The organism is Pseudomonas sp. GM41(2012), from assembly GCF_000282315.2.
Lineage (GTDB): Bacteria > Pseudomonadota > Gammaproteobacteria > Pseudomonadales > Pseudomonadaceae > Aquipseudomonas.
Window position 1 is genome coordinate 1,179,525 of record NZ_AKJN02000007.1, and the last position, 11,339, is coordinate 1,190,863.

Below are 11,339 nucleotides of genomic sequence, written 5' to 3' on the forward strand. Positions count from 1 at the left end.
CGACCTGTGCCCTTCTAAAAGGCCTCGAAAGTTCACCCTCGTCAGCTCTGTAGGCCGGCTCTGTAGCGAAACTTCCCATTCTCGGTCCCCTTTGTAAGGGGCCGCGTTGAAGCGGATTACCAAGGCAAGATTCAGACCATGGCGTTGCGCTATCATCTTTTCAGCGATGAAAATCAAGGTCGTTAGCAGGCTAAGGGGATGGCGCTGCTGCACTGAAAAATGGCACATTGACGCACCTGCCCGTGTGCACCCATCCGTTGTACGGAAACTCTTATGGCTATCAGCAATGTCCAGACCGGCGCGCAGCCGGCATCCGCGACTTCACAAAGCAGCCCTTTGGTCATGCGCATCATCGGCGCCGTGGCGCTGGCGCATTTGATCAACGACTTGATCCAGTCGGTGCTGCCGTCGATCTATCCGATGCTCAAGGCCAACTATGGCCTGACGTTCACCCAGGTTGGCCTGATCACTTTGACGTTCCAGCTGACGGCTTCGCTGTTGCAGCCGTGGGTTGGTTACTACACCGATCGGCACCCCAAACCCTGGCTGCTACCGGCCGGGACGGTCTGCACGTTGATCGGTATTTTGATGATGTCGGTGGTCGGCACCTTCCCGTTGATTTTGCTGGCTGCAGGGTTGATCGGTATCGGCTCCTCGACCTTTCACCCGGAAGCTTCTCGCGTGGCGCGACTGGCTTCGGGCGGGCGATTTGGCCTGGCGCAATCGACCTTTCAGGTGGGTGGTAATGCCGGTTCGGCCTTCGGTCCGTTGCTCGCCGCCGCGATCATCATTCCGTTCGGTCAGGGCCATGTGGCCTGGTTCGGACTGTTCGCGGTGTTTGCGCTGTTCGTGCTTTATCGGATCAGCCGCTGGTACGCCAATCACTTGAGCCTGTTCAAACTCAAGCAAGGCCAGGCGGCGACGCATGGCTTGTCGAAGAACCGTGTGATCAGTGCACTGGTGGTACTTGGGTTGCTGGTGTTTTCCAAGTATTTCTACATGTCCAGCCTCACCAGTTACTTCACCTTTTACCTGATCGAGAAATTCGACCTGTCGGTGGCGAGTTCACAGTTGCACCTGTTCCTGTTTCTCGGAGCGGTAGCGGCGGGGACCTTCTTCGGTGGGCCGATCGGCGACAAGATCGGGCGTAAGGCCGTGATCTGGTTCTCGATCCTCGGCGTAGCGCCGTTCACCCTGATCCTGCCTCACGTGGACCTGTTCTGGACCAGCATTCTCAGCGTCGTGATCGGCTTCATCCTGGCGTCAGCATTCTCGGCAATCGTGGTGTATGCGCAAGAACTGGTGCCGGGCAATGTCGGGATGATTGCCGGGGTGTTCTTCGGATTGATGTTCGGCTTTGGCGGGATTGGTGCCGCATTGCTCGGGCATTTGGCCGACATACACGGCATCGAATACGTGTACTTGCTGTGTTCGTTCCTGCCGTTGTTTGGCGTGCTGGCGATCTTCCTGCCAAGAACCAGAAAAGCCTGATAGCTCACCGCCCTGTAGGAGCAAAGCTTGCTCGCGATGGCCATTACGCGATTTACCAGAAGTACCGCGTATCGTTCATCGCGAGCAAGCTTTGCTCCTACAGGCTCAGGCACTGCTGTTGCGGAAGCTGCCAGGTGTGATGCCGACTACTTTTTTGAAGGCTCGGGTCATGTGGCTTTGATCGAAGAAGCCGCAAGTGAATGACGCTTCTGCGAGACTGGACCCGGTGCGCAGCAGTTTTTGGACCTGGGCGATTCTTTTCTGGATTTGAAAGCTGTGGGGGGAGACGCCAACGCTTTTTTTGAACACCCGGATCAGATAAAGAGGGTCAAGGTTCACCAGTTGCGCCAGTTCTTCCAGAGACAGATGTTTGTCGAACTCGTCTTCGAGCTTCCTCTTGATCTTTTGCACTGCGTGCTGCTCAGCCGCATTGACTGGTTCGATGGGCGCTCCGCTACGCTCGAAGAGCTGCGTCACCAGATCCAGCAGGATAGTTTCCCGTTCAAGGCTGGAGGGGGATTTTTCAATGATTTGATGTTGATGCAAAAAGGTCCGGGCGAAGTCGGGGGCCTGGCTCAGAGCTGTTTGAAAAAGATGAATATGATCGTCTGAAAAACGCCCTTGAAACACCATCCGATTGACCCATTCGGGGTCGATATAGAGCATTCGATACATCCAGCCCTCATCATGGCCAGGCAAGCCGTCGTGGATCTCCCCGGGAGTAATGGTGACCACACTGCCAGCGACCCCCATGTAGTAACTGCCGCGATAAAAAAGTTTTTCAACACCGCTACTTATAACGCCGACAGCGTACCGGTCATGTGAATGTCGGCCGAAAGATTGAGTGCTGTAACGCGCAGATAGCAACTCACAGTCGCCTTCGGGTATACGCCAGAATTGAACAAAGTCCTTGTCTTTTTGAGGGGCTTTGTGACGGCGACTCTCGTCCATGAATTGTCCAGTTTTGTGCAATACGTATGAAAAAAAGGTCGCTAAATTTAGCACCTATTTCATAACACAAGCGAGGGGATGCGATGTCTACAAAATTGGTAGTTGGGGATTTTAATAAGTCTTCGTGGTCATTTCGTGCGTGGCTGGTTCTTGTGACAGCGGATGTAGCATTTGAAACCCTTCAGATCAAACTGGAACAAAGCGACACCCGCCAGCGCATTCTGGAGCACTCGCCTTCCGGCAAGGTACCGGCGCTGCTGCTTGAAGATGTCGTCATCAACGACAGCCTGGCCATCAGCGAATACATTGCCGGCACATACCCCGCCGCTAACCTCTGGCCCCTGGATTCACGGATCAAGGCCCTGGCACGAGCTGCTGCGGCAGAGATGCACTCCGGTTTCACTCACCTTCGCACGCAGATGTCGTTTGGCCTGAACACCGGTGACATCCCGGAAAGCCTGACCGCCGAGACCCGAGAGGAAATCAAGCGGGTATTCGCTATCTGGAACCAACTCCGTGAGGTGAGCGGTTCAACACAGTTCCTCTGCGGTGACTTCGGCATTGTTGATGCGATGTTTGTTCCGGTGGTGTTCCGCTTCCGTCGTTATGGTGTTGCCATTCCTGCGCAACTACAGGGCTATGTCGAAAACATCCTGGGTTATGCACCGGTACAACAATGGTTGAAGTTGGCCGCGCAAGAAGTTTAAAGCGTTGTGTTGCTGATAACTATTAAAGCCAATTAAGAGTTAGTTGCTTTTTTGCTTTGTCGAGCCTGGTGAGCCCGCGCAATCCTCGTACTTTGGTCTTTATCAATGAGGTTTCTCATGTCGACTAATAACAATCGGGCAATCATTGAATTGACCATCGGTGGACTGATGCTCAGTCTGTCTGCTCTGGCCGTCGCTTTCGCCCATATCGGCGCGGGTGGCGCGGGGTTCTATCGGATGGTGTTCGCCTCGATCCTGTTCTTCCTGCTGCTCAAGGTGCGCAAAACACCGGTGCTGCTTAAAAGCGCCAAGGCGCAGCTGTACACCGCGTTGGCCGGGGTGTTTTTGGCCATCGACCTGGTGCTCTGGCACCAGAGCATCTATATCGTCGGACCGGGCATCGGGTCGATCCTGACCAACTGTCAGGTGTTCTTCATGACCCTGCTGGGGTTGTACCTGTTGAAGGAAAAACCTTCGGTCTACTTCCTGGTATCCATTACCTTGGCATTTGTTGGGCTCTATCTGTTGTTGCTACCCGAGATGACCAGTGCGGTAGGGATCAAGGGCGTGGTGTATGGCGTGCTGTCGGGGCTGGCATATGCCATCTGTGTGTACTTCCTGAAGATCAATACCCAGTTGCCGGACGGCGGGGGTGACAAGATCGCACAGATGCTCAATTTGAGTCTTTGGGCTGCACTGGTTCTGCTGGCATACGCGCTGGCAACTGGGGAAAGCTTGGCCATCGTGGATGGGCAAACCTTGCTGATGCTGATCATATACGGGGTATTGGTGCAGTTTGTCGGCTGGTTGCTGGTCAATCGTTCGATCGGAGCCATCAGCTTGGGGTTGGCCGGTCTGATCCTGTTACTGGAACCGGTGATCACGTATTTCATTGATGTCACCTTTCTCGGCAAGGTCAGCTCCACGCTGCAGATTTGCGGTGCGCTGGTGACTATCTTTGCGGTTTACATCGGCTCAATCAAACCGCCGGAAAAAGCGCACCCTTTACCGGAAGCGACCTGACAGAAGGTGTATCGCGGCGGTATCACGCACAGGTCCGCAAGGTCTGCGTCCAGTCGAGGAAGATGGTGATCCCAAGATGCAAAAATCCCCGTATCAGCGAGTGATTACGGGGATTTTCAGTCTATCGAGTTCCGTGTAAATCCACGGTCACCGTTACACGTTGAAGCGGAAGTGCATCACGTCGCCGTCTTTAACGATGTAGTCCTTGCCTTCCAGACGCCATTTACCAGCTTCTTTGGTGCCGGCTTCGCCCTTGTACTGGATGAAGTCGTCGTAGGCGATGACTTCGGCGCGGATGAAGCCTTTCTCGAAGTCGGTGTGGATCACGCCAGCGGCTTGCGGTGCGGTGGCACCCACGCGGACGGTCCAGGCGCGGACTTCTTCGACACCGGCGGTGAAGTAGGTCTGCAGGTGCAGCATTTCGTAGCCAGCGCGGATTACGCGGTTCAGGCCAGGTTCTTCGAGGCCCAGGGCTTCGAGGAACATGTCTTTCTCTTCACCGTCTTCCAGCTCGGCGATTTCGGCTTCGATCTTGTTGCAGACCGGAACCACCATGGCACCTTCTTCTTCGGCGATGGCTTTAACGATGTCCAGCAGCGGGTTGTTCTCGAAACCGTCTTCAGCGACGTTGGCGATGTACATGACCGGTTTGGTGGTCAGCAGGTGGAAGCCACGAATCACCGCTTTGTCGTCGGCGCCCATGGTCTTCATCAGCGTACGAGCAGGCTTGCCGAGGGTGAAGTGAGCGATCAATTGCTCCAGCAGGCCTTTCTGGACCACGGCGTCCTTGTCGCCACCCTTGGCGTTGCGGGCGACTTTCTGCAGTTGCTTCTCGCAGCTGTCGAGGTCGGCAAAGATCAGTTCCAGGTCGATGATTTCGATGTCGCGTTTCGGGTCGACGCTGTTGGAGACGTGAATCACGTTCTCGTCTTCGAAGCAGCGGACTACGTGCGCGATGGCATCGGTTTCACGGATGTTGGCGAGGAACTTGTTGCCCAGGCCTTCACCTTTCGAGGCGCCGGCAACCAGGCCTGCGATGTCGACGAATTCCATGGTGGTCGGCAGGATGCGCTTTGGATTGACGATGGCCGCCAGGGCTTCCAGACGTGGATCCGGCATCGGCACGATACCGGTGTTCGGCTCGATGGTGCAGAAGGGGAAGTTCTCGGCCGCGATCCCGGATTTGGTCAGGGCGTTGAATAGGGTGGACTTGCCGACGTTAGGCAGGCCGACGATGCCGCAATTGAATCCCATGGTGTTTTCCCCGAGGAGTGAGTCAGGCCTTCTGGCTGTGCAGGTTTTTCATCGCGCGGTTCCATTCACCGGCGAGGATATCCGGCAGCACGCCGAGGGCAAAGTCGATGCTGGCATCGAGTTTTTCCTGTTCGGCGCGTGGCGCACGACCCAGGACGAAATTTGAAACCATACTGGCAACGCCCGGGTGGCCAATGCCAAGCCGCAAGCGGTGAAAGGTATTCTGATTGCCCAGCTGCGCGATGATGTCGCGCAACCCGTTGTGACCGCCATGGCCGCCGCCCTGTTTGAGCTTGGCAACGCCAGGTGGCAGGTCGAGTTCGTCATGCGCCACCAGGATTTCTTCAGGCGTAATGCGGAAGAAGCCGGCAAGTGCCGCGACGGCCTGGCCGCTGCGGTTCATGTAGGTGGTGGGAATCAGCAGACGAACATCCTGACCTTGATGCGAATAGCGCCCGGTCAGGCCGAAATACTTGCGATCCGCCACAAGGTTTACGCCTTGTGCGTTCGCGATGCGCTCAACAAAAAGGGCCCCTGCGTTATGCCGGGTCTGTTCGTATTCAGCGCCTGGATTTCCCAGGCCAACGATCAGTTTGATGGCAGTCACGATAGGGGCCCTTCCTTGGAGTGGTGGATAACATCGCCGCGACAGGTGTGTGCGGCGAAAGTGGACGACAAGTGCTCATTTACCATTATGTAAACTCCGCGTTCTCGCCCGCTTTCTCGCTACGCTCTAGTCCGCGATGTTTCCGGTCACTCCGGCGAACAGAGTGAAATTACTCTGCTGCGCCTTCTTCAGTAGCTTCTGGAGCAACACGTGGAGCGTGAACGTTGGCAACAGCCTTGTCATCACCGTGTGCCAGAGCAACAAACTCAACGCCTTTAGGGGCTTTGAGGTCGGACAGGTGAATGATCGAGCCAACTTCGGCGTTAGCCAGGTCAACTTCGATGAATTCAGGCAGGTCTTTCGGCAGGCAGGTCACTTCGATTTCCGAAACAACGTGCGAAATTTCGCCGCCTTTCTTGGTCGGAGCTTCTTCACCAACAAAGTGTACAGGCACGATAGCGGTCAGTTTCTGGCCAGCTACAACGCGTACGAAGTCAGCGTGCAACACGTGGCCTTTGGCCGGGTGACGCTGCAGAGCTTTGATGATTACGTTTTGCTTGGTGCCGCCAACGTTCAGCTCGATGATGTGGCTGTAAGCCGCTTCGTTTTCGAGCAGTTTGGCAACTTCTTTAGCCAGCATGCTGATGGATTCAGGGGCTTTTTCGCCACCGTAAACTACAGCTGGTACCAGGCTTGCGAGACGACGCAGGCGGCGGCTCGCACCTTTCCCCAGGTCGGAACGCACTTCAGCATTCAGAGTAAATTCGTTCATGTTGTATCTCCAAAATAACCACATTCGCCCCAGCGTTTGCGACCAGCGCTAAAGGCGATATGGGCAAAAAAGCCCCGCCCCGACAGGAATGCCGGGGCGGGGCGCTTTTCGTCAACGAGATAGTCGAGAAGGGCAGGGCCCTTAACGGAACATCGCGCTGATCGATTCTTCGTTGCTGATGCGGCGAACCGCTTCGGCAACTACCGGCGCGATATCCAGTTGACGGATACGCGAGCAGGCTTGAGCAGCAGCGGACAACGGGATGGTGTTAGTCACCACCAGTTCGTCCAGCATTGAGTTTTCGATGTTTTCGATCGCCCGACCGGACAGCACAGGGTGTGTGCAGTAGGCGAAAACCTTGGCAGCGCCATGCTCTTTCAGGGCCTTGGCCGCGTGGCACAGAGTGCCGGCGGTATCGACCATGTCATCGACCAGAATACAGGTACGCCCTTCGACATCACCGATGATATGCATCACTTCAGAGTGATTGGCTTTCTCACGGCGTTTGTCGATGATCCCGAGATCCACGCCCAGGGATTTGGCAACAGCACGTGCACGCACGACGCCGCCAATGTCCGGGGACACGATCATCAGGTTTTCGAAGCGCTGATCTTCAATGTCATCCACCAATACCGGGGAGCCGTAGATGTTATCTACCGGAATATCGAAGAAACCCTGGATTTGGTCAGCATGCAGATCAACCGTGAGAACACGGTCGATGCCGACTACGGTAAGCATGTCAGCAACGACTTTCGCGCTGATAGCCACACGTGCGGAACGCGGACGGCGATCCTGACGGGCATAACCAAAGTAAGGAATAACAGCAGTGATACGAGTAGCCGAGGAGCGGCGGAAGGCATCAGCCATCACTACCAGTTCCATCAGGTTATCGTTAGTCGGAGCGCAAGTCGGCTGAATAATGAAGACATCTTTACCGCGGACGTTTTCATTGATCTCGGCAGTAATTTCGCCGTCGGAGAACTTACCGACAGAGATGTCACCGAGAGGGATATGCAGCTGACGTACAACACGCCGAGCCAGATCGGGGTTAGCGTTCCCCGTAAAGACCATCATCTTGGACACGCGCAGTACCTAGAGGCTGAGGGTAACCTGGATGAGTATAGAAAATGGCAGGGGCGGCTGGATTCGAACCAACGCATGGCAGGATCAAAACCTGCTGCCTTACCGCTTGGCGACGCCCCTGTATCTGTTGCAACGAGTACCCAGTACTCGATTCCTTTTAGAGCAGACTTTGCAGCTTGCGATGCAACATCGAAACGTTGCTTCCCTTTGCTACAAACCCTGTAAGGGTCTCTGTAAGAAGGGCCGAGACTTTATCAGCTTCAGCTTTGCTTGGGAAGCCCCCAAACACACAACTTCCAGTTCCGGTGAGTTTTGCTTCGGTAAATTTACCTAACAAATCCAATGCGTTACGTACATCTGGGTAACGCCTTGCTACCACCGGTAAGCAGTCATTTCGACTGTTTCCCTTGGGAACGGGGCGCACTTTAATGGGAGAAGAGTTACGTGTCAACAACGGATCTGAAAAAATTTCTGCTGTACTTACAGAGACTTGCGGCACAAGCACGAGATACCACGGTTCTTCGGGGTCTACAGGGGTCAGTTTCTCCCCCACGCCTTCTGCAAAAGCCGCGTGCCCACGCACGAAAACCGGGACGTCGGCGCCAAGCGTCAGGCCTAGAACGGCCAGTCGATCCTCATCCCAACCCAGTTGCCAGAGATGATTGAGGCCGAGCAAAGTCGTCGCAGCATTTGAACTGCCACCACCGATGCCACCGCCCATGGGCAGAATTTTTTCGATCCAGATGTCGATACCGAGCGAACAACCGGATTGCTCCTGAAGTTTTTTTGCTGCTCGAACAATCAGATTGCTGTCGTGAGGAACGCCATCGAATTCGGTGTGCAGTCGAATCACACCGTCATCACGAACGGCGAACGTGATTTCATCGCCGTAATCGAGAAACTGAAAAATAGTCTGCAACTCGTGATAACCGTCTTCACGGCGACCGAGGATGTGCAGCATCAGATTGAGTTTGGCCGGAGAGGGCAGCGTCAAGCGCGGAGCGGTCATGTTCACTGCCCCAATTTGCGAGGTTGCCATTCCTTGATCACCAGCGTGACGTCAAGGTCGGTGCCGTGCAGTTTGATCCGCTCGGGCAGCCAAAAGCCGTTTTGCTCGGCATAGCTGAGGTATTCGACCTGCCAGCCATCCTGCTCAAGATTGGCCAGGCGGCTGTCGGCATCCAGCGTCAGACGGCTTTTGCTGTTCGGAGCCGGGAGCCCGCGAACCCACCAGGCCAGATTGGACACCGGTAACTTCCAGCCCAGTTGTTCTTCGACCAATACTTCAGGCGTCGGCGCTTCATAGCGGCCCTGGTTGGCGACTTCCAGCGAGACTTTGCCCGGGCGGCCGGTCAGGCGTGCTGCCCCGCGACCCAGGGGGCCGGAGAGGCGAATGTCGTAGTAATCCTGTCGCTGCAGCCAGAACAACGTGCCGCTGCCCGAGTCTTTCGGGGCGCGAATGCCGATCTTGCCGTTGATCTGCCAGCCGTCGAGGCTGGTCAGTTGCTGTTTGTACTCGCGCCATTGGGCCGGGTTGCCTTTGCCCTGGACCGATTCGCGGGCGCCGAAGCCCGCACAACCGGCGAGCAGGGCGATGAAACTGAAAACAATGAGGTGGCGCAAAAACATAATCTTAAAGAGTCTCTGATCCGGTCAGGCGCTTGATGGTGCCGCGCAGGATGGGGCTGTCGGGCTGTTCCTTGAGGAACTTGCTCCAGATTTGTCTGGCTTCCCGTTGCTTGCCATTGGCCCACAGGACTTCGCCCAGGTGCGCGGCGACTTCTTGATCGGGGAAGCGCTCCAGCGCCTGACGCAGCAGGCGTTCGGCTTCGTCGAAATTGCCCATGCGGAAGTTCACCCAGCCGAGGCTGTCGAGTACCGCCGGGTCTTCCGGATTGATCTTGTGTGCCTGTTCGATCAAGGCCTTGGCTTCGGCGTAGCGCGTCGTACGGTCGGACAGGGTGTAACCGAGGGCGTTCAACGCCATCGCGTTGTCCGGGTCGCGCTTGATGATCAGGCGCAGGTCTTTTTCCATCTGCGCCAGGTCATTGCGTTTTTCCGCTTGCATGGCGCGGGTGTACAGCAGATTCAGATCGTCCGGGTATTGCTGCAAGGCTTGCTTCAATACATTCCAGGCCTTGTCGGGCTGTTTATTGGCGGACAAGGTTTCGGCTTCGATCAAATACAACTGAATCGCGTAATCGGGCTGCTCATCGCGCTCCGCAGCCAGGCGGCTTTGGGCTTCGGCGGTCTTGCCGTTATTCATCAGGATATCGGCCTGACGCAATTGCGCCGGCAGGTAATCGTTGCCCGGGCCGACCTGGGCGTACTCGATCAGCGCTCCTTGAGGGTCATTGCGCTCTTCAGCGATACGACCGAGGTTCAAGTGCGCCGAATCGACATGGCTTTCCCGGGCAATCAGGTCTTCCAGATAGCCCTTGGCCTCATTCCAGGCCTTGGCTTCCAGGCAGACCAACGCCAGGGAGTAACGCAGTTCGTCGTCTTCAGGGTACTGCTGAACCAGGCTCGAGAACTCGGCTTTGGCGTCGTCCATGCGGTCCTGTTCAACCAGCATGCGCGCATAAGTCAGGCGCAGGCGTTTGTCGTCCGGGTATTTCTTGATGCTTTTTTGCAGCAGCGGCAAGGCTTCATCGCCACGACTGAGGGTCTGCAGCAGGCGTGCGCGCAGCAGAATCGGTGCTATTTCGCCTTCGTCCGGAGGATTGTCTTCCAGCAGGCCCAGCGCACCCTTGGCGTCACCGTCCTGTTGCAGAAGCAACGCTTTGCCGAAAATCAGCTGACTGTTGTTCGGATGGCGCTGCAATAAACGGTCAAAACTTTTCATCAAGCCGTTGCGCGTGTCCTGGTCGGTATCGGCCGCAGACAGGGCGAGGAAGTCGAAATGCGTGTCGCCCTTGCCCTGCAGGACTTTCTCCATATAGGCCATGGAGTCGTCATAACGCCCGGCACGAGCCAGTTGCACGGCAGCGGCCCGTTGCGCCTCGAGGTCTTGCGGCGCGTTTTTCGCCCAGATCAACGCGGTGTCCAGGGCAGCCTGATCGGCGCCCAGGTACTCGGCGATACGGAATGCACGCTCGGAGACGCCCGGATCCTGAGTGTTGATCGCCTGGGTCACGTAGTTGTCCAGGGCAATGTCGAAACGATTGCGCTGGCCAGCCAGTTCGGCGCTCAACAGACTGAAGATGGTTTCTTCACTGAATGAGCTGTAAACCTTGGGCTTTTCAGGGGCCGGAGTGCTGTCTTCGACCGGCGGCGTACCGTCCGACGAAACGGGTGCCAAGGCCTGGCAGCCGCTGAGGAAGACAAAAGCGAGGAGCAACGCGGAAGATCTATTCATATAGGAAGAGGACGACTAACCTGCGGTCGGATCATCATGACACAAGCCTTCGGCCAAACATAACCGAGTCTCAATTGGCGCCTTTATAGAGGC

General features: G+C 56.1%; 11 protein-coding genes and 1 tRNA gene. 3 read left to right on the top strand and 9 right to left on the bottom strand.

Annotation, left to right across the window (positions count from 1 at the left end; translation table 11 throughout):
- Positions 1-273 precede the first annotated feature (273 nt).
- The gene (locus PMI27_RS09210) at positions 274-1,491 is read left to right on the top strand and encodes an MFS transporter (protein ID WP_008153436.1); all 1,218 of its coding nucleotides are present in this window, start codon (positions 274-276) and stop codon (positions 1,489-1,491) included.
- 105 nt (positions 1,492-1,596) lie between these two features.
- Here PMI27_RS09210 and PMI27_RS09205 read toward each other — a convergent pair whose 3' ends face one another.
- Positions 1,597-2,442: a helix-turn-helix domain-containing protein gene (locus PMI27_RS09205; protein WP_008153435.1), complete on the bottom strand. Its 846-nt coding sequence runs from the start codon at positions 2,440-2,442 to the stop codon at positions 1,597-1,599.
- Between the two features lie 83 nt (positions 2,443-2,525).
- Between PMI27_RS09205 and PMI27_RS09200 the strand changes: the two genes are divergently transcribed.
- Positions 2,526-3,149 carry a glutathione S-transferase family protein gene (locus PMI27_RS09200; protein ID WP_008153434.1) on the top strand — a complete coding sequence of 208 codons (624 nt, stop codon included), beginning with the start codon at positions 2,526-2,528 and terminating at the stop codon, positions 3,147-3,149.
- A gap of 117 nt (positions 3,150-3,266) precedes the next feature.
- Complete coding sequence (locus PMI27_RS09195) at positions 3,267-4,172, top strand: DMT family transporter (protein ID WP_008153433.1); 906 nt, start codon at positions 3,267-3,269, stop codon at positions 4,170-4,172.
- A 153-nt stretch (positions 4,173-4,325) separates the two neighbouring features.
- Here the strand turns inward: PMI27_RS09195 and ychF are convergent, their stop codons facing one another.
- The 8 genes from ychF to PMI27_RS09160 all read right to left on the bottom strand — a co-directional run bounded on the left by ychF (position 4,326) and on the right by PMI27_RS09160 (position 11,246).
- Positions 4,326-5,426: a redox-regulated ATPase YchF gene (ychF, locus tag PMI27_RS09190; RefSeq protein WP_008153431.1), complete on the bottom strand. Its 1,101-nt coding sequence runs from the start codon at positions 5,424-5,426 to the stop codon at positions 4,326-4,328.
- 22 nt (positions 5,427-5,448) lie between these two features.
- Positions 5,449-6,033, bottom strand: a complete 585-nt coding sequence (gene pth / locus PMI27_RS09185; RefSeq protein WP_008153430.1) for an aminoacyl-tRNA hydrolase — start codon at positions 6,031-6,033, stop codon at positions 5,449-5,451.
- Between the two features lie 169 nt (positions 6,034-6,202).
- On the bottom strand, positions 6,203-6,805 hold the full coding sequence (locus PMI27_RS09180; RefSeq protein ID WP_008153429.1) for a 50S ribosomal protein L25/general stress protein Ctc: 603 nt from the start codon (positions 6,803-6,805) through the stop codon (positions 6,203-6,205).
- Positions 6,806-6,946: 141 nt separating this feature from the next.
- Entirely contained in the window at positions 6,947-7,888 is a 942-nt protein-coding gene (locus PMI27_RS09175; RefSeq protein ID WP_003208392.1) for a ribose-phosphate pyrophosphokinase, read from the bottom strand.
- A gap of 45 nt (positions 7,889-7,933) precedes the next feature.
- Positions 7,934-8,008 (bottom strand) — tRNA-Gln (locus PMI27_RS0229660).
- A gap of 37 nt (positions 8,009-8,045) precedes the next feature.
- Positions 8,046-8,897 carry a 4-(cytidine 5'-diphospho)-2-C-methyl-D-erythritol kinase gene (ispE, locus tag PMI27_RS09170; RefSeq protein WP_008153428.1) on the bottom strand — a complete coding sequence of 284 codons (852 nt, stop codon included), beginning with the start codon at positions 8,895-8,897 and terminating at the stop codon, positions 8,046-8,048.
- A 2-nt stretch (positions 8,898-8,899) separates the two neighbouring features.
- Positions 8,900-9,517, bottom strand: a complete 618-nt coding sequence (lolB, locus tag PMI27_RS09165; protein ID WP_008153427.1) for a lipoprotein insertase outer membrane protein LolB — start codon at positions 9,515-9,517, stop codon at positions 8,900-8,902.
- A 4-nt stretch (positions 9,518-9,521) separates the two neighbouring features.
- Positions 9,522-11,246, bottom strand: coding sequence for a tetratricopeptide repeat protein (locus PMI27_RS09160; protein WP_008153423.1), 1,725 nt, complete (start codon positions 11,244-11,246; stop codon positions 9,522-9,524).
- Positions 11,247-11,339: the final 93 nt, after the last annotated feature.

Coding starts and splice junctions, on each gene's coding strand:
- ychF (WP_008153431.1), bottom strand. CDS start 5,426: ATGGGATTCAATTGCGGCATCGTCGGCCTGCCTAACGTCGGCAAGTCC.
- PMI27_RS09205 (WP_008153435.1), bottom strand. CDS start 2,442: ATGGACGAGAGTCGCCGTCACAAAGCCCCTCAAAAAGACAAGGACTTT.
- PMI27_RS09160 (WP_008153423.1), bottom strand. CDS start 11,246: ATGAATAGATCTTCCGCGTTGCTCCTCGCTTTTGTCTTCCTCAGCGGC.
- ispE (WP_008153428.1), bottom strand. CDS start 8,897: ATGACCGCTCCGCGCTTGACGCTGCCCTCTCCGGCCAAACTCAATCTG.
- lolB (WP_008153427.1), bottom strand. CDS start 9,517: ATGTTTTTGCGCCACCTCATTGTTTTCAGTTTCATCGCCCTGCTCGCC.
- PMI27_RS09200 (WP_008153434.1), top strand. CDS start 2,526: ATGTCTACAAAATTGGTAGTTGGGGATTTTAATAAGTCTTCGTGGTCA.
- PMI27_RS09210 (WP_008153436.1), top strand. CDS start 274: ATGGCTATCAGCAATGTCCAGACCGGCGCGCAGCCGGCATCCGCGACT.
- PMI27_RS09195 (WP_008153433.1), top strand. CDS start 3,267: ATGTCGACTAATAACAATCGGGCAATCATTGAATTGACCATCGGTGGA.
- PMI27_RS09180 (WP_008153429.1), bottom strand. CDS start 6,805: ATGAACGAATTTACTCTGAATGCTGAAGTGCGTTCCGACCTGGGGAAA.